Annotated in this window: 25 protein-coding genes and 1 tRNA gene; 17 read left to right on the plus strand and 9 right to left on the minus strand. The window is 49.7% G+C overall.

Features of this window, described 5'->3' with window-relative positions:
• Window positions 1-49 precede the first annotated feature (49 nt).
• Window positions 50-655, minus strand: a complete 606-nt coding sequence (locus tag ACSBQN_RS02535; protein ID WP_024474877.1) for an HD domain-containing protein — start codon at window positions 653-655, stop codon at window positions 50-52.
• Window positions 656-734: 79 nt separating this feature from the next.
• Window positions 735-1,718, minus strand: a complete 984-nt coding sequence (gene ygfZ / locus ACSBQN_RS02540) for a tRNA-modifying protein YgfZ (RefSeq protein WP_024474878.1) — start codon at window positions 1,716-1,718, stop codon at window positions 735-737.
• Window positions 1,719-1,994: 276 nt separating this feature from the next.
• Here ygfZ and sdhE point away from each other — a divergent pair, with 276 nt between their 5' ends.
• Both sdhE and ACSBQN_RS02550 read left to right on the plus strand, forming a co-directional pair.
• Entirely contained in the window at window positions 1,995-2,282 is a 288-nt protein-coding gene (sdhE, locus tag ACSBQN_RS02545) for an FAD assembly factor SdhE (RefSeq protein WP_004240904.1), read from the plus strand.
• A gap of 151 nt (window positions 2,283-2,433) precedes the next feature.
• Window positions 2,434-2,841, plus strand: coding sequence for a protein YgfX (locus ACSBQN_RS02550; protein WP_024474879.1), 408 nt, complete (start codon window positions 2,434-2,436; stop codon window positions 2,839-2,841).
• Window positions 2,842-2,846: 5 nt separating this feature from the next.
• On the opposite strand, the gene fldB is transcribed toward ACSBQN_RS02550, so the two are convergent.
• Window positions 2,847-3,365, minus strand: coding sequence for a flavodoxin FldB (gene fldB, locus ACSBQN_RS02555; protein ID WP_024474880.1), 519 nt, complete (start codon window positions 3,363-3,365; stop codon window positions 2,847-2,849).
• Between the two features lie 133 nt (window positions 3,366-3,498).
• On the opposite strand from fldB, the gene xerD reads away from it, so the two are divergent.
• The 12 genes from xerD (at window position 3,499) to ACSBQN_RS02615 (ending at window position 17,163) form a co-directional block, all read left to right on the plus strand.
• A complete protein-coding gene (gene xerD / locus ACSBQN_RS02560; RefSeq protein WP_152713725.1) occupies window positions 3,499-4,413 on the plus strand; it encodes a site-specific tyrosine recombinase XerD in 915 nt (304 codons plus the stop codon).
• A gap of 12 nt (window positions 4,414-4,425) precedes the next feature.
• Window positions 4,426-5,118: a bifunctional protein-disulfide isomerase/oxidoreductase DsbC gene (gene dsbC, locus ACSBQN_RS02565; RefSeq protein ID WP_024474882.1), complete on the plus strand. Its 693-nt coding sequence runs from the start codon at window positions 4,426-4,428 to the stop codon at window positions 5,116-5,118.
• A gap of 22 nt (window positions 5,119-5,140) precedes the next feature.
• Window positions 5,141-6,874 (plus strand): single-stranded-DNA-specific exonuclease RecJ, encoded by a 1,734-nt coding sequence (recJ, locus tag ACSBQN_RS02570; protein ID WP_024474883.1) that lies wholly within the window; start codon window positions 5,141-5,143, stop codon window positions 6,872-6,874.
• A 104-nt stretch (window positions 6,875-6,978) separates the two neighbouring features.
• Window positions 6,979-8,077 (plus strand): peptide chain release factor 2 gene (prfB, locus tag ACSBQN_RS02575; protein ID WP_096862115.1). Its coding sequence is split into 2 segments (ribosomal slippage): window positions 6,979-7,053 and window positions 7,055-8,077, totalling 1,098 coding nucleotides; the frame shifts between segments, so codons are not numbered across the junction.
• Window positions 8,078-8,086: 9 nt separating this feature from the next.
• Complete coding sequence (gene lysS / locus ACSBQN_RS02580; protein ID WP_004238325.1) at window positions 8,087-9,604, plus strand: lysine--tRNA ligase; 1,518 nt, start codon at window positions 8,087-8,089, stop codon at window positions 9,602-9,604.
• 104 nt (window positions 9,605-9,708) lie between these two features.
• Window positions 9,709-9,782: transfer RNA gene (locus ACSBQN_RS02585), tRNA-Gly, on the plus strand.
• Between the two features lie 630 nt (window positions 9,783-10,412).
• Complete coding sequence (speFL, locus tag ACSBQN_RS02590; RefSeq protein ID WP_107678959.1) at window positions 10,413-10,520, plus strand: leader peptide SpeFL; 108 nt, start codon at window positions 10,413-10,415, stop codon at window positions 10,518-10,520.
• A gap of 378 nt (window positions 10,521-10,898) precedes the next feature.
• Window positions 10,899-13,061, plus strand: coding sequence for an ornithine decarboxylase SpeF (gene speF / locus ACSBQN_RS02595; RefSeq protein ID WP_024474884.1), 2,163 nt, complete (start codon window positions 10,899-10,901; stop codon window positions 13,059-13,061).
• Window positions 13,062-13,124: 63 nt separating this feature from the next.
• The gene (gene potE, locus ACSBQN_RS02600) at window positions 13,125-14,453 is read left to right on the plus strand and encodes a putrescine-ornithine antiporter (protein WP_024474885.1); all 1,329 of its coding nucleotides are present in this window, start codon (window positions 13,125-13,127) and stop codon (window positions 14,451-14,453) included.
• 134 nt (window positions 14,454-14,587) lie between these two features.
• Window positions 14,588-15,208: an acrylate utilization transcriptional regulator AcuR gene (acuR, locus tag ACSBQN_RS02605; protein ID WP_226890162.1), complete on the plus strand. Its 621-nt coding sequence runs from the start codon at window positions 14,588-14,590 to the stop codon at window positions 15,206-15,208.
• Window positions 15,209-15,293: 85 nt separating this feature from the next.
• Window positions 15,294-16,715, plus strand: a complete 1,422-nt coding sequence (locus ACSBQN_RS02610) for a DKNYY domain-containing protein (RefSeq protein WP_354633191.1) — start codon at window positions 15,294-15,296, stop codon at window positions 16,713-16,715.
• Between the two features lie 181 nt (window positions 16,716-16,896).
• Window positions 16,897-17,163, plus strand: a complete 267-nt coding sequence (locus ACSBQN_RS02615; RefSeq protein WP_024474888.1) for a DUF2798 domain-containing protein — start codon at window positions 16,897-16,899, stop codon at window positions 17,161-17,163.
• On the opposite strand, the gene ACSBQN_RS02620 is transcribed toward ACSBQN_RS02615, so the two are convergent.
• From ACSBQN_RS02620 to ACSBQN_RS02635, 4 genes are all read right to left on the minus strand, one after another.
• Entirely contained in the window at window positions 17,164-17,859 is a 696-nt protein-coding gene (locus tag ACSBQN_RS02620) for an ArsR/SmtB family transcription factor (protein ID WP_036406176.1), read from the minus strand. It lies immediately after the preceding gene.
• Window positions 17,860-17,873: 14 nt separating this feature from the next.
• The gene (locus tag ACSBQN_RS02625) at window positions 17,874-18,182 is read right to left on the minus strand and encodes an antibiotic biosynthesis monooxygenase family protein (RefSeq protein ID WP_024474890.1); all 309 of its coding nucleotides are present in this window, start codon (window positions 18,180-18,182) and stop codon (window positions 17,874-17,876) included.
• A 79-nt stretch (window positions 18,183-18,261) separates the two neighbouring features.
• Window positions 18,262-18,690, minus strand: a complete 429-nt coding sequence (locus tag ACSBQN_RS02630) for a DMT family transporter (protein ID WP_152695482.1) — start codon at window positions 18,688-18,690, stop codon at window positions 18,262-18,264.
• Window positions 18,690-19,142, minus strand: a complete 453-nt coding sequence (locus ACSBQN_RS02635; protein ID WP_024474892.1) for a DMT family transporter — start codon at window positions 19,140-19,142, stop codon at window positions 18,690-18,692. The genes ACSBQN_RS02630 and ACSBQN_RS02635 overlap by 1 nt, the downstream gene beginning before the upstream one ends.
• Window positions 19,143-19,255: 113 nt before the next feature.
• On the opposite strand from ACSBQN_RS02635, the gene ACSBQN_RS02640 reads away from it, so the two are divergent.
• Together ACSBQN_RS02640 and ACSBQN_RS02645 are read left to right on the plus strand one after the other, a co-directional pair.
• Window positions 19,256-20,194, plus strand: a complete 939-nt coding sequence (locus tag ACSBQN_RS02640; protein ID WP_201894011.1) for a LysR family transcriptional regulator — start codon at window positions 19,256-19,258, stop codon at window positions 20,192-20,194.
• Between the two features lie 74 nt (window positions 20,195-20,268).
• Entirely contained in the window at window positions 20,269-20,904 is a 636-nt protein-coding gene (locus ACSBQN_RS02645) for a glutathione S-transferase family protein (RefSeq protein WP_354633192.1), read from the plus strand.
• A gap of 32 nt (window positions 20,905-20,936) precedes the next feature.
• Here the strand turns inward: ACSBQN_RS02645 and ACSBQN_RS02650 are convergent, their stop codons facing one another.
• Window positions 20,937-21,227, minus strand: coding sequence for a putative quinol monooxygenase (locus tag ACSBQN_RS02650; RefSeq protein WP_045137904.1), 291 nt, complete (start codon window positions 21,225-21,227; stop codon window positions 20,937-20,939).
• 133 nt (window positions 21,228-21,360) lie between these two features.
• Here ACSBQN_RS02650 and ACSBQN_RS02655 point away from each other — a divergent pair, with 133 nt between their 5' ends.
• Window positions 21,361-22,101, plus strand: coding sequence for a cyclase family protein (locus ACSBQN_RS02655; protein WP_201894015.1), 741 nt, complete (start codon window positions 21,361-21,363; stop codon window positions 22,099-22,101).
• 9 nt (window positions 22,102-22,110) lie between these two features.
• Here ACSBQN_RS02655 and ACSBQN_RS02660 read toward each other — a convergent pair whose 3' ends face one another.
• Window positions 22,111-22,485 carry a guanylate kinase gene (locus ACSBQN_RS02660; RefSeq protein ID WP_354633193.1) on the minus strand — a complete coding sequence of 125 codons (375 nt, stop codon included), beginning with the start codon at window positions 22,483-22,485 and terminating at the stop codon, window positions 22,111-22,113.
• Window positions 22,486-22,496: the final 11 nt, after the last annotated feature.

Raw genomic sequence — 22,496 nt, forward strand, 5'->3', positions numbered from 1 at the left:
TAAACGATAAAGAAAAGGCCGGTTGTGGTAACACAACCGGCCTTTTTTATCAGCGCAGCCAGCCTTTCTGCTTCGCGGTATCCAGTTCGGCGCGTAACCACGCCCAGAATGCCGGATGCACATCCGCGATAAATTTCGTGCGGTCAATCACCTGTTCCAGTGAGATGTTATTTTCCACCCAGCTCTGACCGTTGTTGTGCAGATTCATCAGCACCGGCATCACGCGGTCGACCATATTGGCGATACGGGCTTCGCGGGTCTCTGCGGCGTCATACTCATTCCACAGTGCCAGAAACTCATCCGCCTGCGGCTGCGGCAGCAGGCCGAAAATCCGTTTTGCGGCAGCCACTTCTTTTTCCGCAATGGCTTCACGGGCGGCCAGATCAAAGACCAGCACGTCCCCGGCGTCAATTTCCACCACATCATGCAGCAGTGCCATTTTCAGGATCCGCAGCATATCCGCATCCTCAACATACGGCGCAAAAGCCATTGCTGTCATGGCAAAATGCCAGCTGTGTTCAGCGGAGTTTTCCTGACGTTCATTGTTCAGCAGGCGGGTTTTGCGGTAAACACTTTTGAGCTTATCCAGCTCCATAACAAAGGTGATTAACTGAGAAAAAGGAATGACTTCCTGTGCGGGAACAGCTGATGACATAACAACCTCAATACGGATTTATACAGAATACCTCCGGGCGCAGAGACAGGGTATCTCTGCGCCCGGGGATGACGGGAAATCAGGCTTCTTCAGTAAAGGAGTACGGCAGCGGGAAAAGGCTCAGGCGGCTTTCTTCGTCTTCACGGATACGGAAGACAGCATCTTCCTCCGTATCATTATTCATCACAATCTGCACCAGAACGCGCTCATCGCTCAGGCGGACAGCCGCGAGGATGGTACCGGTGCGGCGCCAGTTTTCACCCAGCTGACGCTCGGCATCATCACCGGCGACCGGCACATGGCGGCTGTGGCCGATAAGCGTGAACATCGCGCGTTTGTTGGCACCGCGGAATTTGGCACGGGCCACCATTTCCTGGCCGGTATAACAGCCTTTCTTAAAGCAGATACCCCGGGGAAGGGATTGCAGATTTGTTGCCTGCGGCAGAAATTCACTGACGGTTGCCGCATCAATCACGGCGTAACCGGCTTCAATATCCAGTGCCGTCCACTGAGTGTCAGACGCATCCGGCAGAGACAGGGCATCAGATAAGGCAGCGGCCTGCTCAGCGCTCTGGATCAGAATAAAACGCCCCTGCGGCAGCGGCAGGTACAGCAGTGTGGTGTCATTGCTGCTGACAACCTGAGTGTCCGCATCCGGAACTGTGCTGAAATGCGCCTGTAAGGCTTCTGCCGCACCGTGACCGGCGATCCCGGTCAGGACAGCACTATCATCAGCGGCAATCGTCACTTTGGAAAATACCGCGTATTTTTTCAGTTCCGCGAGCTGGGTATCGAGCGCACTGCGGCGGATAAGGTAGGCGTAACCGTCTTTATAATGAAACAGACGCAGATCACTCCACATCTTCCCTTTGGCATCACAATGGGCACACAGCACATGCTGATCATCAGCCATAGCGTCTATATCAGCGGTGACCTGTCCCTGAAGATACTTCTGACTGTCCGGGCCGGTGATGGTCACCAGCGCCAGATCGCTGAGGGAAATGCGTGTCAGAGGGAGAGAATCACTCAGTTGCGGGAGTAATGTATTTGTTTCTGTGTTCATGATGTTTTACCTGTCCGGAGAGCTGTGCAATGTATGGTAAAAGAGATAACAGACATTGCAAGAGAATATTATTGACCCTTTGTGTGATGCGGTGCGTGCGGAGTGACAATGAAACCGGCAGTTGCGGATTTCATTTATTTTTCCGCCTGAGACGCATTTTTCTCCGGCATGTGCGGCAGACGATTTTCTTTATTGTCAGGGCTTGGTAGGCTACGCTGGTATCATCAGTTATGTTTACCGGTCTGATAAACCGCTTCTTATAAAAAGGATATACCGGTGTTAGATATTGAAAATAAAGCCCGCATCCACTGGGCCTGCCGTCGCGGCATGCGGGAGCTGGATATTGCGATTATGCCGTTCTTTCAGCATGAATATGATACGCTGACCGATGCTCAGAAACAGGACTTTGTACAGTTGCTGAACTGCCCGGATCCGGATCTGTTTAACTGGCTGATGAATAAAGGCCGTCCGGATGATGAGGCACTGTATCAGATAATCCGCCTGATTCAGGAACGTAATCAGGCACGGATGGCAGCACAGAACGCAGCGTATTATCCGGACTGAGCGGCAGAGAAAGTCATAACCGGTCACAGTTATTTCATAGGAAACCGGGAAGGAATGCCGTATATTTTCCGGCTGACGGACGCGGGATAACCGGGTTCTCAGCCGGACAGCGGGTGCTGTCATTGTGTCAGGATACAGAGGGGACAGGCCGGTGGTTTTATGGAAATCAGTATTACGTGTCTCATTTAAGACTCAGGTCTTCTCAACACTGATTTACGGTGTGCTGGCGCTGAGTGTGTTATTTGCGCCCTGGCCCGGCAGAACCTCATTTATCTGGCTGCCGCTGACACTGCTGCTGATAGCGGGCTGGGGACGGACACAGTATAAAATCAGCAAACGCGCCGGTCCTGCCAGTTTGCAAAACCATAACCGGATTTTGTGGCGCAAAAGTGAATGGGAGATCACCAAACCGCCGTATATTACACGGCTTGGTATCCGTCTGCATCTGCGCTCACTGACATCCGGGCGGCAGAAATACCTGTGGATAGCCTCTGACAGTGTCCCGGCCGAGGCATGGAGCAGCCTTAATCAGCTGCTTTTGCAGTACCCGGATATCTGATCGGCCTACAGCAGTTCCTGAACTTCCTCAAGTACCTGCATGCACCATGTGGCGATGCGCTCTTCGCTTTCGTCATACTGATTGACGTCATCAAGTGCCAGACCGACAAAATGTTTGCCATCCGGGGTCAGAGCTTTCGGGCTGGTGAAGGTATAACCGTCCACCGGCCAGTAACCGGTAAATTTCACCCCGGATGATTGCAACTGCTGATGCAGATAGCCCAGGGCGTCCAGGAACCAGTCACTGTAATCCACCTGATCACCCATGCCGTACATGGCGACAATTTTTCCCGATAAATCAAGCTGCGGCAGTTGCTCCCACACCGCCAGCCAGTCTTCCTGGATTTCACCGAAATCCCAGGTCGGAATACCGAGGATCAGCACCGGGTAGCTTTCCATCAGTTGCAGATCTGTCTCTTTCACATCATGGAGTTCAACGAGATCATCACCTAAAATATCACGGATTTTTTCAGCTGCCATTTCGGTATAGCAGGTGCTGGAACCATAAAAAAGACCAATTTTCATCTGTTTATTCTGCTGTGTATCGGGTAAAAAATGAAAGCTCACCGCCTCTGCGCGCTGCTTTCATCACAGGATTACGGTATTGTAACAGAAGATAAGTTAATTCTGACACGGGAATTCAAACGGGAGGTCAGCGGTGAAGGACGCCGTACAACACAGCGAAAGTGATGCACTGACAGAGCAGTTTCTTGATACTATCTGGCTGGAACAGAATTTATCGGAAAACACCCTGGCATCCTACCGCCTGGATTTACAGGCACTGGCGGACTGGCTGGCACCGCAGGATCTGGACTGGTTATCACTGACCACCCTTGATTTGCAGGCTTTTCTGGCCGGCAGATTGGATCGCGGTTACAAAGCCACCAGTTCGGCGCGGATGCTCAGCTCGCTGCGCCGGTTTTTCCAGTATTGCTACCGTGAAAAACTGCGGACGGATGACCCGACCATTCAGCTGGCGGCACCCAAACTGCCAGCCCGGCTGCCGAAAGATTTGAGCGAAAGCCAGGTGGATGATCTGCTGGCGGCTCCGGATGTTACCGATCCGCTCGAACTGCGCGATAAAGCCATGCTGGAAGTGCTTTATGCCTGCGGACTGCGCGTGACAGAGCTGGTGTCACTGTCGCTGCCGGATGTCAGTCTGCGCCAGGGCGTGATCCGCGTGATCGGCAAAGGTAATAAAGAGCGCCTGGTGCCGATGGGGGAAGAAGCGGTGTACTGGCTGGAGGTTTATCTGGCACAGGCCAGGCCGTCACTGCTGAACGGACAGGCCGCGGACGTACTGTTTCCGAGTAAACTCGGGCGGCAGATGACACGGCAGACATTCTGGCACCGCATCAAACACTATGCGGTCGCCGCCGGGATTGCGACAGAAAAACTCTCGCCCCATGTGCTGCGCCATGCCTTTGCCACGCATCTGCTTAATCACGGGGCGGATCTGCGGGTGGTGCAGATGCTGCTGGGGCACAGTGATTTATCCACCACACAAATTTATACCCATGTCGCGACGGAGCGGTTACGCACGCTGCACCAGCAGCACCATCCGCGCGGCTGATAAGGAAACAGTATGCTGAAAATTGTATCATCCGCACTGGCGCTTCTGCTGGTGTTCAGCCACGGTGCAGTCGCCGGGGAAAGCGAAATTAAAGCGGCACTGGGCAAAATGGATATGACCGCCACCATGATCCGCCCGTCACCGGTGCCGGGTGTCTCGGCGGTAGCCACCCCGCAGGGTGTTTTTTATATCAGCGATGACGGCCGTTATCTGTTACAGGGGCCGATGTTTGATATGAGCGGCAAAACTCCGAAAAATATCACCAATAATGTGCTGCTGGATGAGCTGAACAGCCTGGAAAATGAGATGATCATTTATAAATCTCAGCGCGGCAGCCACGTTATTACGGTCTTTACGGATATCACCTGTCCGTACTGCCTGAAATTACATAATGAAAATAAAGCGCTGAATGATAAAGGCATTACGGTCCGTTATCTGGCGTTTCCGCGCAAAGGGCCGGAGTCTGCGGTAGGCCGGGAAATGCAGTCAGTCTGGTGTAACGCGTTCAAAACCAAAGCGCTGGACAATGCATTCCGTAATGAGCCGATCCCGCAGATAGACAGCTGTAACATTGATATCAGTAAACACTATAATCTCGGCCTGAAATTCGGCATCACCGGCACCCCGGCGATTGTCCTTGAGGACGGAACGCTGATTGCCGGTTACTTATCTGCAGATAAAATTGCTGAATTAGTAAATAAATAATTAATAGTATAATCAGGTTGTTATGATAAAAACAGAACTCCGCCGCCGTGATGCGGCGGATTACACAGCACTGCTTTCTCCCGATCGCCCCGAACTGTTATGCCGTCTGTATGCTGCCAGAGGAATTACCTCTGCGGAGCAACTGGAGCGCGGTGCACGCGGGCTGCTTAATTACGGTCAGCTTAATGGCATTGACCAGGCCGTTGTACTGCTGAAAGAAGCACTGCACCAGAATCAGCGGATTGTGATTGTCGGCGATTTTGATGCTGACGGCGCGACCAGTACGGCATTGTCTGTCCGCGCACTGCGCCGGATGGGATTCCGGCAGGTGGATTTCCTTGTCCCCAACCGTTTTGAGGACGGCTACGGGCTCAGCGCTCAGGTGACAGAGCAGGCCCGCCGCAAAGGGGCGGAGCTGATTATGACAGTGGATAACGGCATTTCCTCCCATGACGGCGTGGCTGCCGCTCATGCTGCCGGGATCCGTGTGATTGTGACTGACCACCATCTGCCTGGGGAGATTCTGCCGCCGGCGGAAGCGATTATTAACCCTAACCTGGCAGACTGCGGATTTCTCTCCAAATCCCTGGCCGGTGTCGGCGTAACCTTTTATCTGATGTCCGCGCTGCGGGCATCACTGCGGGCGGATGACTGGTTCGCGCAACAGAATATTGCCGAGCCGAACCTGGCTGAAATGCTCGACCTGGTCGCACTGGGTACGGTGGCGGACGTGGTGCCGCTTGATCAGAACAACCGCATCCTGGTGCATCAGGGGCTGAACCGCATCCGTGCCGGACGCTGCTGTGCCGGGATCACCGCACTGCTGGAAATCTCCAAACGGCAGGCTCCCGCACTGGTGGCGAGTGACCTGGGTTTTGCTCTCGGGCCTCGTCTGAATGCGGCGGGCAGACTGGATGATATGTCAGTCGGTGTTGAACTGCTGCTGACGGATGATATGGCGAAAGCACGCATGCTGGCGCATGAACTGGACGGCCTGAACCAGACCCGGCGCGAAATCGAGCAGGGGATGCAACAGGAAGCCCTGACACTGTTCAGCAAAATTGAGCACAGCACCACGGAAATGCCGTCAGGGATAGCTCTGTATCACCCTGAGTGGCATCAGGGCGTGGTCGGTATTCTCGCCTCACGCATCAAAGAGCGTTATCACCGTCCGGTGATTGCCTTTGCCCCCTGCGGCGATGGTCTGCTGAAAGGCTCCGGACGCTCGGTGAGCGGCCTGCATCTGCGGGATGTGCTTGAGCGGCTCGATACGCTCAATCCGGGAATGATGGCCGCATTCGGCGGGCATGCCATGGCGGCCGGGCTTTCTCTGCCGGAATCGTATTTTCCTGATTTTCAGCATAAATTTGCCGCGCTGGTGGACGATATGATCGACCCCGGGCTGCTGCACGGCGTTATCTGGAGTGACGGCGTGCTGTCACCGCAGGATATGACACTGGAAACCGCCGGATTGCTGCGCGAAGGCGGGCCGTGGGGGCAGGGGTTCCCGGAGCCGTTGTTTGACGGCACATTCCGGTTGCTGCAACAGCGTATCGTCGGTGAAAAGCACCTGAAAGTGATGATTGAACCGGAAGACGGCGGTCCGCTGCTCGATGGTATCGCCTTTAATGTTGATGTGAATTACTGGCCGGACAACAGTGTGCAGCGGGTTCGTCTCGCCTATAAACTGGATGTGAATGAGTTCCGCGGACAGCGCAGTGTGCAGTTACTGATAGAACATATCTGGCCGGATTAATTTTAGTCCGAAAGGGGGTTGCAGTGCTGTCATGATGAGCGGATTTTCGCTACAATATGCAGTTCTCACATTATTACCTGACAATCAACAAAAGATAAAAAGACATGTTTGAAATTAACCCGGTAAAAAATCAGATCCAGGATTTGACTGAGCGTACTTCGGTGCTTCGGGGGTATCTTTGACTACGATGCCAAGAAAGAGCGCTTAGAAGAAGTTAACGCCGAGCTGGAACAGCCTGACGTCTGGAACGAACCAGAACGTGCCCAGGCACTCGGTAAGGAACGCGCCTCTCTGGAAGCCATCGTGGAAACCATTGATGACCTTGACCAGGGGCTTGAGGATGTCAGCGGTCTGCTGGAACTCGCCGTCGAAGCCGATGACGAAGAGACCTTTAACGAAGCGGTTGAAGAGCTGAAGGGACTGGAAGATAAACTCGGTCAGCTGGAATTCCGCCGGATGTTCTCCGGTGAATATGACAGCGCTGACTGCTACCTTGATCTCCAGGCCGGTTCCGGTGGTACAGAAGCTCAGGACTGGGCAAGCATGCTGCTGCGTATGTATCTGCGCTGGGCAGAAAGCCGCGGCTTTAAAACCGAAATTATTGAAGAATCTGACGGCGACGTGGCCGGTCTGAAATCGGCGACGGTTAAGATCATGGGCGAATATGCCTACGGCTGGCTGCGCACCGAAACCGGCGTTCACCGCCTGGTGCGCAAGAGCCCGTTTGACTCCGGCGGCCGCCGCCATACCTCGTTCAGTTCCGCGTTTATCTATCCGGAAGTGGATGATGATATTGATATTGAAATCAATCCGGCGGATATCCGTATTGACGTTTACCGCGCTTCCGGTGCCGGTGGTCAGCACGTGAACAAAACGGAATCTGCGGTGCGTCTTACCCATATTCCGACCGGTATCGTCACACAATGTCAGAATGACCGCTCGCAGCATAAGAATAAAGATCAGGCTTTCCGTCAGATGAAAGCAAAACTTTATGAATATGAAATGCAGAAGAAAAACGCCGATAAACAAGAAATGGAAGATAACAAATCCGACATCGGCTGGGGCAGTCAGATCCGTTCTTATGTACTTGATGATTCCCGTATTAAAGATCTCCGTACCGGTGTGGAAACCCGTAATACGCAGGCTGTATTAGACGGTGATCTGGATAAATTTATTGAGGCCAGCTTAAAAGCGGGTTTATAAGGATTAAAAATGTCACAAGATCAACACAGTGCTGAGCAGGCACCTGATTTAAATAACGAATTAAAAACACGCCGTGAAAAACTGGCACAGTTGCGTGAGAAAGAAGCCGTTGCATTCCCGAATGATTTCCGCCGTGACGCGGTATCCGGTGAGCTGCATGAAAAATATGGCGAAAAAAGCGCGGAAGAGCTGGAAGCCCTGAATATCGAAGTGGCGATTGCCGGCCGTATGATGACCCGCCGTATCATGGGTAAAGCCTCTTTTGCCACCTTACAGGACACTGCGGGCCGTATTCAGATTTACGTTTCCCGTGATGACCTGGCTGAAGGCGTGTACAACGAATCCTTTAAAAAATGGGATCTGGGCGATATCCTCGCGGCGCGCGGTAAGTTATTTAAAACCAAAACCGGCGAACTGACTGTCCACTGTACTGAAGTCCGTCTGCTGACCAAAGCACTGCGTCCGTTACCGGATAAATTCCACGGTCTGAGTGACCAGGAAACCCGCTACCGCCAGCGTTATCTGGATCTGATCGCCAACGATGAATCCCGTCATACCTTTGCGGTGCGTTCACGTATTCTGGCTGAAATCCGTAAGTTCATGGTGAACAAAGGGTTTATGGAAGTAGAAACCCCGATGATGCAGGTGATCCCGGGCGGGGCAAGCGCGCGTCCGTTTGTTACCCATCATAATGCGCTGGATATCGATATGTATCTGCGTATTGCGCCGGAGCTGTATCTGAAGCGTCTGGTGGTCGGTGGTTTTGAGCGCGTGTTTGAAATCAACCGCAACTTCCGTAACGAAGGGGTTTCCCCGCGTCACAACCCGGAATTCACCATGATGGAACTTTATATGGCATATGCCGATTATAAAGACCTGATTGTACTGACCGAAGAGCTGTTCCGCACCATCGCGCAGGATGTGCTGGGTAACCCGGTCGTGAAATACGGTGACCAGGAATTCGATTTCGGCAAACCGTTTGCCAAACTCACCATGAAAGAAGCTATCTGCAAATATCGTCCGGAAACCAATATGGCGGATCTGGATGATATGGATAAAGCAGTTGCTATCGCGAAATCCCTGAATATCAAAATTGAAAAATCATGGGGTCTGGGCCGCGTACAGTGTGAAATCTTCGAGGAAGTGGCAGAAAGCCATCTGATCCAGCCGACATTCATCATTGAATATCCGGCAGAAGTCTCTCCGCTGGCGCGTCGTAATGACGACAATCCGTTTATTACTGACCGCTTTGAATTCTTTATCGGCGGGCGCGAAATCGGTAACGGTTTCTCCGAGCTGAACGATGCGGAAGATCAGGCAGAGCGTTTTGCCGAGCAGGTCCGCCAGAAAGATGCCGGTGACGACGAAGCGATGTTCTATGACGAAGACTATGTTGTCGCGCTGGAGCACGGTCTGCCGCCGACAGCGGGTCTGGGTATCGGGATCGACCGCATGGTTATGCTGTTTACTGACAGCCACACCATCCGTGACGTTATCCTGTTCCCTGCGATGCGTCCGGGCAAATAATTGCTGCGGTAAATGAACACGGAGCCTCACAAATTTGTGGGGCTTTTTTTTCACTATCCTCTTGATAAACAAGATGACAGGCGTATAATCTCACACATCCTGACGCGGGCGTAGTTCAATGGCAGAACGAGAGCTTCCCAAGCTCTATACGAGGGTTCGATTCCCTTCGCCCGCTCCAGTTTTCTTCGTTAACTCCCGGTCTTATCTAATCTTTCAGCAACTGAGTTTCTCCGGTGTATCTCATTCCGCATGTCTGAAACTCTGATTCAGTCACATATGTGTCTGTGTCAGCATAATGGTGCCCGTCATTGCAGGCTCCGGCTTCGTACGGTTTTATATATTTAACCGGCCCGGAGAAATATTTTTATTAGAATGAATAATTATTCAGAAATAATACTTTATTAATTTTACGAGTTTCCCGGTCATAAAATAGTATTTTTTATAATTTACTGTTATTACACCTTAATTTAAAATTAAGCTATTAGTGCGATTTGATTAAATATATATGTCGTGATTGTATTTCATTATCTTATAAATAATGATTATAGACCAGGTCACTATATTATCAGAGGATTAGTTATTATCTATAATATAGACGTAGTAACTATATTAAATATGTATTTGTTTTTTTAATTTGCGCCAATAATATACACAACACAGTATTAACAAAATGTATTTTTATACTAACTAATATTGGTTAAATATATTTTTAGGATTATTATTTTGATGTATGTCACGGTATAGTATTTATACTTGGTTATATTAATAATTGTTCGTCAGATAGTCTTAATTTTAAACAGGTGCAAAAATGGAAAACAATAACCGATTTTGGCCGCATATAAGACGTGTTACACACCTTATGATGTTCTCACATCGTTCGTGTTTTGATTTTAATCGTTTTAATGCACAAAGGTAGTCCCTCTACTGACATCCATGACGTTGTCTGCATATTGCCATCGTATGGATCGTCGACCTCTTTCTCATTATATCCCGCATTTATGTGTGGATATGCTGAATTCTGATTGATAATTCATACTCTGGCTTTCATGCATATCAATGTACAGGTAAACAGCTTTCGTCATTCCCGGCTGCGGCAAAAAAGCCCTTGCTGAGATAGTGAAAGCCGTCAGTCCTGAACATTGTTTTGGCATACGTAATGGCATAAAGAGAAATGTGATTTTTTAACTCAATATTATATTGAGGGAACAAACTCGCATTTATGAAAATAAATAACTGAAATATTTTTTCTGAGTATTTCAGCGGGAATTTTTTGCCAAAAATAAAAGGTATGAAAATGAAAAGTTATAAAATCGCTGTCAGCTATGATATGTCTGACTATATTTCAACACACCGGGAATGTGTGGATATCCTGAATACAGATTTTACTGATGTTGCTGTCATCGTTATTTCACTTGATGATATCCGCGACGGAAAGCTGGATTTTATTGAGCAGCACAGTTTTGAACAGCCGGTTTTTGCTGTAATCAGTGATCACGAAGTCATTCCGGCAGATGTCATTACACGGTTAACCGGCGTGATTGATTTAAATAAAAAGAACGGTGAATTATACAGTAAGCAACTGGAAACAGCGGCGCTGAAATATGAAGAAAGTCTGTTACCGCCATTTTTCGGCAGTATGAAAAAATATGTTGAGCAGGGCAATTCAGCTTTTGATTGTCCCGGACATCAGGGCGGGGAGTTTTTCCGCCGTCACCCGCTGGGTAACCAGTTTGCTGAATATTTCGGCGAAAATTTATTCCGTTCTGATTTATGTAACGCGGATGTCTCCATGGGGGATCTACTGATTCATGAAGGGGCTCCGTGCGCGGCACAGCAGCATGCGGCGAAAGTCTTTAATGCGGATAAAACCTATTTTGTCCTTAATGGTACGTCGTCTTCAAATAAAGTGGTGCTCAATGCCTTACTGGCACCGGGCGACCTGGTATTATTCGATCGTAACAACCACAAATCAAACCATCACGGCGCATTAATACAGGCGGGGGCAACACCGGTTTATCTGGAAGCGGCGCGCAACCCGTTCGGATTTATCGGCGGGATTGATGCTCACTGTTTTGAGGAAAATTATCTTCGCGGTTTAATTAAAGAAGTCGCACCTGAACGGACAGGCGAAAAACGTCCGTTCCGCCTGGCCGTTATTCAGCTGGGCACATATGACGGAACAATTTATAACGCACGCCAGGTTGTCGATAAAATCGGTCATTTATGTGACTACATTTTATTTGATTCTGCCTGGGTTGGTTATGAACAGTTTATTCCGATGATGAAAGATTGTTCTCCGCTTTTGCTGGAGCTGAATGAAAATGATCCCGGAATTCTGGTCACACAATCAGTCCATAAACAACAGGCCGGTTTCTCTCAGACATCCCAGATCCATAAAAAAGACAGCCATATTAAAGGCCAGAGCCGTTATGTGAATCATAAGCGTCTGAACAATGCCTTTATGATGCATGCCTCCACCAGCCCGTTCTATCCGCTGTTTGCCGCTCTGGATGTGAACGCCAAAATGCATGAAGGGAAATCAGGTAAGCGTTTATGGATGGATTGCGTGAAAACCGGGATTGAAACCCGTAAGTTGCTGCTGAAATCCTGTCAGCATATCCGCCCGTTCATTCCGGAAACTATTGATGGCCGTTCATGGGGTGATTTTGAGACTGATGTGATTGCCAATGATCTCCGGTTCTTCAATTTTGTGCCGGGTGAGCGCTGGCATGCCTTTGAGGGATATGAAGAAAATCAGTATTTTGTTGACCCGTGCAAATTACTGCTGACAACACCGGGTATTGATGCCAAAACCGGTAATTATGAAGCGTTCGGTGTGCCGGCAACGATTCTGGCTAACTATCTGCGTGAAAATAATATCATTCCTGAAAAATGCGATCTCAACTCCATTCTGTTCCTGCTGACACCTGCTGAAAGCATGGCAAAAATGCAGCATCTGGTGGCTCAGATTGCCCGTTTTGAGCAATTACTGGAACAGGATGCTCCGCTGAAAGAGGTACTGCCGTCTGTATATCATGCGCATGAAGCCCGTTATCAGGGGTATACCATCCGTCAGTTATGTCAGGAAATGCATGATATGTATGTGAAATTTAATGTGAAACAACTCCAGAAAGAGATGTTCCGCAAATCACATTTTCCGCAGGTCAGCATGTTACCGCAGGCCGCGAATATTGCGTTTGTACGCGGTAATGCGGAACTGGTTGCGGTGGATCAGATTGAAGGTCGTATTGCGGCTGAAGGTGCTCTGCCTTATCCGCCGGGGGTTCTGTGTGTGGTTCCGGGGGAAATCTGGGGCGGCTCCGTGCAGCAATATTTTCTGGCGCTCGAGGAGGGGATTAACCTCTTCCCGGGATTCTCACCGGAATTACAGGGTGTGTATATCCGCTGTGATGAAGATGGCCGTCAGCGGGCATACGGCTATGTAATTAAACACTGAGTTCGTTAATTCGTGCATGACGGAGCGCGGATGAGCGTGCTCCGTCAGCCGGGGAGAAATATGATGAGTGCTTCAAAAAATAAAATGAGCGTATTACAGCTCACTATATTAACCGCAGTGAATATGATGGGATCCGGCATCATTATGCTGCCGACAAAACTGGCGGAAGTGGGGACGGTTTCTATTCTGTCCTGGGTTGTGACCGCTGTCGGCTCTATGGCACTGGCTTATGCATTTGCCAAGTGCGGTATGTACAGCCGCCGCAGCGGCGGGATGGGAGGTTACGCGGAATACGCATTCGGTAAATCCGGTAACTTTATGGCGAATTATACCTATGGTGTTTCTCTGCTGATTGCAAACGTTGCGATCGCGATTTCAGCCGTCGGTTATGGTGCTGAACTGATGGATGCGGCGATGACGCCGCTGGGTATCTGTATTGCCACAATTGTTGTGTTGTGGATTTGTACGGTGGCAAACTTCGGCGGTGCACGGATCACCGGACGGATCAGCAGTGTGACTGTCTGGGGGGTCATTATTCCGGTTGTCGGTATTTCGGTTATCGGTTGGTGGTGGTTCAGCCCTGAACTGTATGTTAATTCCTGGAACCCGCATAATTTTCCGCTTTTTGAGGCGGTCGGTTCCTCTATTGCGATGACATTATGGGCATTTTTAGGAATGGAGTCAGCCTGTGCTAACAGTGAGGCGGTTGATAATCCTGAGAAAAATGTGCCGATAGCAGTATTGGGCGGAACATTAGGCGCAGCGGTTATTTATATCGTATCAACAAACGTCATTGCCGGTATTGTACCGAATATGGATCTGGCAAACTCTACTGCACCGTTTGGCCTGGCATTCTCACAAATGTTTACGCCGGGTGTGGGTAAGGTTGTTATGGCGCTGATGATTATGTCTTGCTGCGGTTCATTGTTAGGCTGGCAGTTCACCATTGCGCAGGTATTTAAATCATCATCTGATTCCGGTTATTTCCCGAAAATCTTTTCTGCCGTTACCAAAGCGGATGCCCCGGTAAAAGGTATGCTGGTTATTGTTATTATTCAGTCTGCACTGTCGCTGATGACCATCAGCCCGTCACTGAATAAACAGTTCAATGTGCTGGTTAACCTGGCGGTTGTTACCAATATTATCCCTTATATCCTTTCCATGGCTGCCATGATTATTCTGCAGAAAGTCGCCAATGTGGATCCTAAGAAAGCACGGACAGGCAATGTGATTGCATTTATCGGTTCTGTTTATAGCTTCTATGCGCTGTATTCATCCGGTGAAGATGCTGTGATGTGGGGGGCGCTTGCCACCTTCCTCGGCTGGACACTGTATGGTTTTGTTTCCCCGCGGTTTGAAATGAAACAAAACCAGGACGTAATGATGAAATAACGAACACTCTCCGGTGGGTTCCTCCCGTGCAGTTACGGCGGGAGGATTTTTTCCTGCAGCGAAACAGCCGGAATGTATACGAACAGCAATCTGTATATTCCGCATAACAGAGATAAAACGTAATGACAGTAATAATGACAAAGCCGAAACGGGGACGACCGCCGAAAAACCATGACGCAGGTACCGATGTAAAAGAAATATTGATCCGCAGCGGTACGGAGGTATTTACCGAAACAGGATATATGACGTCGGATATCAGCGGAATATTAACAAAAGCGGGTATTCCGAAGGGATCTTTTTATTATTACTTTGGCAGTAAAGAAAATTTTGGTGTGAAAGTGATACGTCATTATGACAGCTGTTTTTCTCATCTGCTGGATAAGTGTCTGTCTGATACCACATTGCCGCCACCGGAAAGATTACTGACATTTTGCAGGATTACCAAATCCGGAATGGAAAAATACCACTGGCAGCGCGGGTGTCTGGTCGGTAATCTCGGGCAGGAAGTTGTCAGTCTGCCGGCAGGGTATTGCGAATTACTTAATGACATTATTACCGGCTGGCAAAAGAAAGTGGAGAATTGTCTTCTGGAAGCACAGGCGCAAAATCTTATTTCCGGAAATACTGACTGCAGGCAGATGGCGGCTTTTTTCTGGGCGGGCTGGGAAGGGGCGGTCATGCGTGCCAAACTGACCCGTAACGGTGAACCGCTGGATCTGTTTATTACAATTTTTATGAAGCAGATACTGGTATAACAGCCGGAAAAGATGATAATTCCGGGCTGAAAAATGGTTTTCTCTGATAGCAGACGGCAATGCTTTCGGATACTATTCCCATCCTATGAAAGCCCGCAAACGCCTTGTTCTTATCATTATGTCCGGCATTATGCTGGTCTCCGTCCTGTTTATATCCGGGGTCATTCTGGCCATGGATAAAACACCGTATTACGATATTGACCGGAACGGGAAATCATTCGGGCACTCCGTTTTTACATTGTATGACGGCCGGGTGTATGCCGCTGTTCCGTCTGACGGGTATTTTTTAATCCCCGGCGCGGACCCGGATAGTTTCAGATTATTGCCTGGCAATAACAACCACAATGGCCGGCAATTTGCAGCCGATAAATATCACGCCTGGTGCGGTAATCTTCCCGTTGCGGATTTTAATCCTCAGACGGCGGTTACTATCGGGAATGGCTATTTTACCGATGGTAAAAATACGGTTTTCTGTGCCCCTTATACGCGGATAAATAATGAACTGACCGGCCTGCAAAAGCTGTATCAGCAATGGCGTTACGGCTGGGGACTGAGTGATAAGCCTCTGACTTACTATTATCCGCAGCAACAGTTGCCACCGTCTGCCACACCTTACCGGATATCAGCGGATTCCGGGCTTGTCAGTAACGGAGAACAGGTTTTCTTTGACGGTAAATTAATGCCGGCGGCAAACCCGGAGACATTGCGTCCTGTGGCTGTCCGGCAGAATGATAAATCAGTGCGTGAGAGCAGGGTGTTTTATCACGACGGGGAACATGTTTATTATCAGCACCATTTATTACCGCTGAAAGATACAGAATCACTGTATGGTTTTTACCTCGGTAATTTATTTCAGGAAGCCTATTTATTTGATCCGCAAACCGGTCAGGCGGCCATGAATAATGTCATGTTCCCGCCGGAATATGCGCCTTACCGCGTGATCAGTTACTATGGTCAGCATGTAAATCAGGGATTGTTTTTATCCCGGAATGGCGTTTACTTTTATGACCGGAAAAAAGAAAAAATCCGCCGCGCCGGTGATAATCCGCCATTGCAGGATAGTTGCCGGGAAATATCACCGCTGATTTTCACCTGCGGCAATGAAACCCGGTATTTGCAGGGTTCAGAATCATGGGGCGGCCGGAAATCACCGGGTCTTATTTCCCGCAGTACGATACTTTATCGTCTCGGTGATAATACAACGGATAACTGGGAAAAAATCGGCGATATTACTTCTCACCATTACGGGGAGGTCTGGCAGAAAGGCGGACAATATTATTATTTTGACCGGCTGGGCGCATCACAGCTTATGCGCGGACCGATCTATTTAATTCCGGATAATACGACTGTACGCGCGTTACTGAGTGATGACCTACGGGTGGATGACCTCCGTAAAATGGCGCATGACGGGAGTTTACAGGAGGTTTCCGGTACAGAAATGCTGAAGGCCACCACCCGTTATAAAGAGAGCATGTTCAGTTTCCTCAATTTTTCTGATGATGACTGAATAACAGATATTAATTTTTCTTGTTGAGAATAAATTGCATTTGACAAATGCATTCAGATTCATAGAATAGCGCCATCAAAGGTCAATTCTCTGACCCGTAAGCGTTTACGTTAATCAACGCATGTAACTTTGTGCATTACAACAGTTATGTGTTGTTGTGTCGTACTATACGGAGTCGTCTATGTCTTTTCAGGACAAAAATTATATTTTAGGTTTTCCGAAGCTGCCTCAGCGCGCGTTAATCTTCCTGGTGCCTTTTTTCTTATCGCTGGTTATGAGTGGTATTGTTTCGTTTATCAGTACCGTCAAAGCGCTGGGATTCTCCTGGCTGCTGGTTTCCCCGTGGCTGTCATCATGGGGCATATCCTGGGCCATTGCATTCCCGACCGTCTTATTTGTTCTGCCGTTTGCCCGTAAATTATCGTTATTACTGGTCAGAAGTTCATAATTACGGGATCTGAATCCCTAACCATTGCCGGAATTGTTTTTTCCCTTTTCCGGTAATTGTCACTTCACGGTACCCGGGTGTGCGGGTCAGCCAGCCCTGTTGCTCACAGTGAGTGAAGAGGGCGGCACCCAGATAGCCGCCGAGATGAAACCGGCGTTCACTCCAGTCCAGACAGCCGCAGCAGAAAACCCGTTTTACCGTGTGAGCGGCAGGCAGCCCGAGTGCGGTCAGCGCAGATTCTCCCGCCGTTGTCAGCGTGGTGCCGTCAGCGGTTATCCAGCCTTTTTCCTGCATCGCATCATACACAGCCACCGCCGTTTCCCCGGCCAGATGGTCATAACAGGTTCTGGCCTGCCGTAAATGCGGCGGGGCGGAGGATTTGCGGATGGCGGCTGTTACCGGAATACCGGTGAGATTCATCATTTTTTCGATGATTTCGGCCACGTTTAATCCGGCCAGCTGATAATAGCGGTGACGCCCCTGCGGAATACAGATAATCAGCTTTCCGGCGACCAGTTTTGCCAGATGGGCGCTGGCGGTGGAGGCACTAATATCCGCGGCAATGCTCAGTTCAGTTGCTGTCCAGGCTCTGCCGTCCATCAGGGCGCAGAGTATGCGGATACGGGACGGGTCAGCCAGTGCGGCAGCCACACCGGCAAGCGCGGTTTCTAACTCAGGTGCGTGTTCTTCTGACATATCAGCTCCGCCGGTTATTCCTGCCCGAAGTCATACTCACGGGTGATTTCAGCAATACGGATGCGGTAAAAAGAGAAAATATCCGCTTTACCTTCTTCCTGAGCCTGCCGGTGCTGCAGGTTTTGTTTCCATTTCAGCAGAGAGGCTTCGTCTTCCCATAATGAGAGCGACAATAATTTACCCGGTGTGCTCAGGCTGGCAAAACGTTCAATAGAGATAAAGCCCTCAGCATCACTGAGCAGCGGGCGTAACCCGGCAGCGATATCCAGGTAACGTGATTGCTTGTCTTCCGGCATAGTCACTTCAAAAATTACAGCAAACATGGGATTCTCCTTATGCAGTCCGGCTAATCATAACGGAAGCACAGAGAAAACACTTCGCTGGGTAACGAAATAAGAAAAATTACTTCCGGTAGCGGACAGCGATAGCCAGCAGGATTAAGATGACACCGGTTATCTGCATCAGCAGATGTGACGGCATGCCGTGCTGTATGATATCGATAATAAAGCCGGATAATACCTGGCCGCAGATAGCCAGAATGGTGGTCAGTGTGGCGCCGAGCAGCGGCAGAATATAACTATTTATCACCACGAAACAGGCACCGATAATGCCGCCGGTGAATGCAATCAGCGGAATACTGTTCAGTGTGACGGGGAACGGCGGCAGGTAAAACAGTACAACCACGCTCAGAAAGATAAAACCGGCAATATGATTAACCAGCGAGGCATAAAACGCATTGCTGCTCTGAGATAATCTGCCGTTAATACTGCGGCTGAAAATAATACAAATGCCATTTGTCAGCGCGATAGTAATATAAAACAGTAACATCATTATTTTCCTGCAATGATCAAAATACAGCCGCTGAATAACAGCAGCAGTGTCAGCCCGTCGCGGCTTGTCACTTTGCGCCGTGTCAGTCCCATCAGACCAAAATGGTCGATAATCAGCCCGGTCACTATCTGCCCCGCAAGCATCAGTACAATCGAGCCGGAGAGTGACAGCGGACTGTTAACGGTGATCGCCGCCAGCAGTACGGTAAACGCACCGGGTATCCCGCCGAGATAGCACCACAGCGGCATTTTTGTACCGGCGCGGCGTGGCGGCAGGTGCTTTTTCACTGTCAGCCAGATAATCAGGGCAACAATGGCACCGATACCGTGTGTCAGCCAGGAGGCGTGCAGCGGAGAAGTAAAGGTGGATAAATAGCTGTTGCTCATAATCATCAGGGTGAGTAATACCCCGGAAAGTAAGGCTATCAGCGGTAACAGGATCTCTTTTTTCATCGTTATTTTCACTTTATTGCGGACGGAGAGAGTATAGAGATTGCCGGTGTCCGGAATAAACGCTATAAAAAGAAAAACAGAGTTTCCTGTTAGTTGACAATAAAGAGGCTGAGATGGATTTTTCGCTTTTACCGGTGTTTATTGCTATCACCGAGCAGGGGAGCCTGACAAAAGCAGCAGAGTATCTGCACATGACCAAATCGGCGGTCAGCAAAAAACTGTCGGCGCTGGAAACCCAAACCGGCATCCGGCTGGTCACCCGTTCCACGCGCCATCTGCAGCTGACTGAAGCCGGACAGCTTTATTACACCTATCTGAAAAAAGCCCATCAGGCTGTGCTGGACGGGCAGGATGCGTTGTCATATTACAGCCGTGAGGTTGACGGCACACTGAAAATCAGTGCCCCGGCGGTGTTCGGCAGTCTGCATCTGGCCAAATTAATGCCTGAATTTTTACAGCGCTGGCCGTCATTACAGGCGGAAATGGTATTTGATGACAAACTGACGGATCTGGTCGGTGAAGGGTTTGATCTGGCTGTCAGGATCGGTGAATTGCAGGATTCCTCACTGATTGCCCGCGTGTTATCTCCCTGCCGCAGTGTGCTCTGTGCGTCTCCCGCCTATCTGGCACAACATGGTACACCTCAGAATCTGACGGACCTGAAATCTCATAATTGCCTGTTTTACAGCTATTTTCAGGCCGGTCAGTCATGGACATTTCTGCACCGGGGAGACGTGGTGCGTTTTACCCCGCAGGGCACTCTGCGTGCCAACAACAGTCTGGCGCTGCATCAGGCTGTTTTACAGGGAACGGGGATCTGTCAGCTGCCGCAGTTTATCGCGGCACCGGATATCCGCGCCGGGCGGCTGATCCCTCTGCTGCCGGAATACATGCTGCCATTGCATCATATCTATGCGGTTTATCCGGATCGTGAATATCTGCCGAAAAAAGTCTCCGCATTTTTACATTTTTTGCAGGATGCGCTGGGCACGGAAGGGCACTATCAGAAAGAATATGAACAGGATTTATCCTTTTTTAAGGCAGCGGAATAAAAACCGGATACCTTGAGTAAGGCAATCAACCTTCTGTTTATATCATTTATTTTAATTTTACTGAGAGGGGTTATATGTCTCTGCAATTATGGATCGCCAATAAAAATTACTCTTCCTGGTCGCTGAGACCCTGGTTTTTACTGAAAGCCCTGAATATTCCGTTCGATGAACAGCTTGCCACCTTTGTGCCGGGTGGCAGCAGTTATGAGAAATTTCTCCGCTTTTCCCCGTCCGGGCTGGTGCCGTGCCTGGTGACAGCGGATACCACGGTCTGGGATTCTCTGGCAATCTGTGAATATATTGCGGAGGATTATCCGCATGTCTGGCCGCAGGAAAAAATCGCCCGTGCCTGGGCGCGCTCTGCCGCGGCAGAAATGCATTCCGGATTTACCACGCTGCGCCGTGAGTGCCCGCTGAACTGCACGGAAAGCCGCCAGGCCGCAGAGATGACACCGGAATTACAGAAAGAGTGTCAGCGTCTGGATAAGATCTGGTGTGAGGGATTAACCGGGTTTGGCGGCCCGTGGCTGGCAGGGAAAAATATCAGTGCGGCGGATGCTTTTTATGTGCCGGTGGCTCTGCGGGCACGGACTTATCAGCTGCCGTTTTCAGCGGCGGCACAGGCATGGATTGACCGGATCCTGGCGCATCCTGCCATTATTGAGTGGTGTGAGGCGGCAGCGAAAGAAGCGAAAATCGACCACGACTGAATCAGGAAGGGCGGGGATACCCGCCCTGATTATTACTTAACGGCGCTGTCCATCAGGATAAAACGCGGTTCGGCACGCTGATATTTATTAATGGCGGGTACCAGGCGACGGAAGTGCTCACTGGCACAATGGGTATCCAGCGCGGCCTGATCCGGCCAGGTTTCGATAAAAACAAAATGCCCCGGGTCTTTCTGATCGACAAACAGATCATAACTGATACACAGCGGCTCACGGCGGGTGGCGGCAACCAGTTCTTCATACATCGGCATCAGGATCTCAACGGCATCCGGCTGCATAAAATCTTCAGCAATCACTTTTAACATTGTGTTCCCCTTGTCCGGTGCGGACAACAACATGAAATATCTGCAAATGACTTCCCCGGCAAGCCGTGTAAATTCTGACTGATAACCAGAGCATAAATCACAACAACTACCGGTATAACATTGAGGGGGCAGAATGTCATTATCATTAACTGAAGCCGTGAATCTGTTGAAATCCAAAAAATGGATTGACCTGACACACGCATTTAATGCGGATTCACCGCACTTTTTTATGTTTGAACCGGCGGAGTTTAAAACACTGTTTGATTACCGCGATGGCTTTTTTGCCCAGCAGTTTACGTTTCCCGGCCAGTACGGCACCCATATTGATGCGCCGTGCCATTTTGTACAGGGGCGGCGCTTTGTGCATGAGCTGGAACTGAAAGAGCTGGTGTTGCCGCTGGTGGTGATTGATCAGTCCGCCAGAGCACAGCAGGATGCGGATTTTGCGTTATCCGCAGAAGATGTGCTGGCTTTTGAACAGATTCACGGACGTATTGAAAGCGGCAGTTTCGTGGCATTGCGCACGGACTGGAGCAAACGCTGGCCGTCACAGGCACTGATGGATAATAAAGATGCGGAAGGCAACAACCATATTCCGGGCTGGGGAATGGATGCTCTGGAATTTCTGTTTCGTGAGCGCGGGATCAGCGCCGTGGGACATGAAACCTTTGATACCGACTCGGCGCAGGATTTCCGCAAAAACAGTGCATTGCTGGCGGAATATTTTGTACTGGATCAGGATGCATACCAGATAGAGCTGCTGACCAATCTCGATAAAGTCCCGGCCAAAGGCGCGGTAATTTTTAATATCGTGGCAAAGCCGGACAATGCGGGCGGATTCCCTGTCCGGTCATTTGCTATTTTGCCGGATTAATGCGGCATATCAGCGGAGATTAAACTGAGAGAAAGTCAGCTGGTTATTCACATAGAGCAACTGATTGAGTTCGGTGGCAATCAGTGATTTCAGGTCACTGTCAGATAATGACTCCGGCAGTGACTGCCACAGCCGGGATAAAATAAATTCCTGCTGTTCGCCGTATTCATCATAGTGCGACAGGGTCTGTAATAGTGAGTCTCTGGTTATCTGCCCGGTATATTTTATTTTTTTCAGGTCACAAATTACCGGCGCCAGTAAGCTCCCGCAGATATCCCGGTATTCCTGACTTTCTGCAGGGAATGTCTCCAGTGTCTGCCATAACAACCGGCGTTTACCGGTAAATACAGGTGTGGCAGTAATAGTTTCAGTGTGACGGTACATAAATATCAATC

Origin of the sequence: Morganella sp. B601 (genome assembly GCF_051172335.1) — a bacterium.
In the GTDB taxonomy this organism is placed as follows: Bacteria; Pseudomonadota; Gammaproteobacteria; order Enterobacterales; family Enterobacteriaceae; genus Morganella; species Morganella morganii.

What these genes read in the sequence shown, in the direction of transcription:
- ACSBQN_RS02610 (WP_354633191.1), top strand. Translation starts at nt 15,294, where the DNA reads ATGAAAGCCCGCAAACGCCTTGTTCTTATCATTATGTCCGGCATTATG.
- ACSBQN_RS02640 (WP_201894011.1), top strand. Translation starts at nt 19,256, where the DNA reads ATGGATTTTTCGCTTTTACCGGTGTTTATTGCTATCACCGAGCAGGGG.
- ygfZ (WP_024474878.1), bottom strand. Translation starts at nt 1,718, where the DNA reads ATGAACACAGAAACAAATACATTACTCCCGCAACTGAGTGATTCTCTC.
- ACSBQN_RS02650 (WP_045137904.1), bottom strand. Translation starts at nt 21,227, where the DNA reads ATGTTAAAAGTGATTGCTGAAGATTTTATGCAGCCGGATGCCGTTGAG.
- acuR (WP_226890162.1), top strand. Translation starts at nt 14,588, where the DNA reads ATGACAAAGCCGAAACGGGGACGACCGCCGAAAAACCATGACGCAGGT.
- ACSBQN_RS02620 (WP_036406176.1), bottom strand. Translation starts at nt 17,859, where the DNA reads ATGTCAGAAGAACACGCACCTGAGTTAGAAACCGCGCTTGCCGGTGTG.
- ACSBQN_RS02660 (WP_354633193.1), bottom strand. Translation starts at nt 22,485, where the DNA reads ATGTACCGTCACACTGAAACTATTACTGCCACACCTGTATTTACCGGT.
- ACSBQN_RS02655 (WP_201894015.1), top strand. Translation starts at nt 21,361, where the DNA reads ATGTCATTATCATTAACTGAAGCCGTGAATCTGTTGAAATCCAAAAAA.
- speF (WP_024474884.1), top strand. Translation starts at nt 10,899, where the DNA reads ATGAAAAGTTATAAAATCGCTGTCAGCTATGATATGTCTGACTATATT.
- speFL (WP_107678959.1), top strand. Translation starts at nt 10,413, where the DNA reads ATGGAAAACAATAACCGATTTTGGCCGCATATAAGACGTGTTACACAC.
- ACSBQN_RS02630 (WP_152695482.1), bottom strand. Translation starts at nt 18,690, where the DNA reads ATGATGTTACTGTTTTATATTACTATCGCGCTGACAAATGGCATTTGT.
- ACSBQN_RS02615 (WP_024474888.1), top strand. Translation starts at nt 16,897, where the DNA reads ATGTCTTTTCAGGACAAAAATTATATTTTAGGTTTTCCGAAGCTGCCT.
- recJ (WP_024474883.1), top strand. Translation starts at nt 5,141, where the DNA reads ATGATAAAAACAGAACTCCGCCGCCGTGATGCGGCGGATTACACAGCA.
- dsbC (WP_024474882.1), top strand. Translation starts at nt 4,426, where the DNA reads ATGCTGAAAATTGTATCATCCGCACTGGCGCTTCTGCTGGTGTTCAGC.
- potE (WP_024474885.1), top strand. Translation starts at nt 13,125, where the DNA reads ATGAGTGCTTCAAAAAATAAAATGAGCGTATTACAGCTCACTATATTA.
- ACSBQN_RS02645 (WP_354633192.1), top strand. Translation starts at nt 20,269, where the DNA reads ATGTCTCTGCAATTATGGATCGCCAATAAAAATTACTCTTCCTGGTCG.
- ACSBQN_RS02625 (WP_024474890.1), bottom strand. Translation starts at nt 18,182, where the DNA reads ATGTTTGCTGTAATTTTTGAAGTGACTATGCCGGAAGACAAGCAATCA.
- lysS (WP_004238325.1), top strand. Translation starts at nt 8,087, where the DNA reads ATGTCACAAGATCAACACAGTGCTGAGCAGGCACCTGATTTAAATAAC.
- ACSBQN_RS02535 (WP_024474877.1), bottom strand. Translation starts at nt 655, where the DNA reads ATGTCATCAGCTGTTCCCGCACAGGAAGTCATTCCTTTTTCTCAGTTA.
- fldB (WP_024474880.1), bottom strand. Translation starts at nt 3,365, where the DNA reads ATGAAAATTGGTCTTTTTTATGGTTCCAGCACCTGCTATACCGAAATG.
- ACSBQN_RS02635 (WP_024474892.1), bottom strand. Translation starts at nt 19,142, where the DNA reads ATGAAAAAAGAGATCCTGTTACCGCTGATAGCCTTACTTTCCGGGGTA.